Annotated in this window: 7 tRNA genes; all 7 read left to right on the top strand. The window is 50.5% G+C overall.

Annotation, left to right across the window (positions count from 1 at the left end):
* Positions 1–2: 2 nt before the first annotated feature.
* Positions 3–75: transfer RNA gene (locus HMPREF1048_RS08005), tRNA-Asp, on the top strand.
* A 24-nt stretch (positions 76–99) separates the two neighbouring features.
* Positions 100–172: transfer RNA gene (locus HMPREF1048_RS08000), tRNA-Lys, on the top strand.
* Positions 173–177: 5 nt separating this feature from the next.
* Positions 178–259 (top strand) — tRNA-Leu (locus HMPREF1048_RS07995).
* A gap of 18 nt (positions 260–277) precedes the next feature.
* Positions 278–350 (top strand) — tRNA-Thr (locus HMPREF1048_RS07990).
* A 22-nt stretch (positions 351–372) separates the two neighbouring features.
* Positions 373–444: transfer RNA gene (locus tag HMPREF1048_RS07985), tRNA-Gly, on the top strand.
* 7 nt (positions 445–451) lie between these two features.
* Positions 452–537: transfer RNA gene (locus HMPREF1048_RS07980), tRNA-Leu, on the top strand.
* Between the two features lie 11 nt (positions 538–548).
* Positions 549–622, top strand: a tRNA-Arg gene (locus HMPREF1048_RS07975).
* Positions 623–703: the final 81 nt, after the last annotated feature.

Below are 703 nucleotides of genomic sequence, written 5' to 3'. Positions count from 1 at the left end.
TAGGTCCCGTAGTGTAGCGGTTATCACGTCGCCCTGTCACGGCGAAGATCGCGGGTTCGATTCCCGTCGGGACCGTTTAAGATAACGGAAGTTATTTTAGACTCGTTAGCTCAGTTGGTAGAGCAATTGACTTTTAATCAATGGGTCACTGGTTCGAGCCCAGTACGGGTCATATATGCGGGTTTGGCGGAATTGGCAGACGCACCAGATTTAGGATCTGGCGCTTAACGGCGTGGGGGTTCAAGTCCCTTAACCCGCATTAAGATATAATAAATGAGCCGGCTTAGCTCAGTTGGTAGAGCATCTGATTTGTAATCAGAGGGTCGCGTGTTCAAGTCATGTAGCCGGCATTTTTAGATAGAAGAAAACAGTGCGAACGTAGTTCAGTGGTAGAACACCACCTTGCCAAGGTGGGGGTCGCGGGTTCGAATCCCGTCGTTCGCTTAGAGAGGCCGGGGTGGCGGAACTGGCAGACGCACAGGACTTAAAATCCTGCGATTGGTAACGATCGTACCGGTTCGATTCCGGTCCTCGGCATAAACTAATGAGCACCCTTAGCTCAACTGGATAGAGTACCTGACTACGAATCAGGCGGTTAGAGGTTCGACTCCTCTAGGGTGCATTTTTCTATTTAACTCGGGAAGTAGCTCAGCTTGGTAGAGTACTTGGTTTGGGACCAAGGTGTCGCAGGTTCGAATCCTGT

This window comes from Streptococcus mitis SK575 (assembly GCF_000257865.1).
Taxonomy (GTDB): Bacteria; Bacillota; Bacilli; order Lactobacillales; family Streptococcaceae; genus Streptococcus; species Streptococcus mitis_CQ.
Note: the sequence above shows the minus strand (reverse complement) of the source record. Positions and strands in the feature narration are given on the sequence as shown.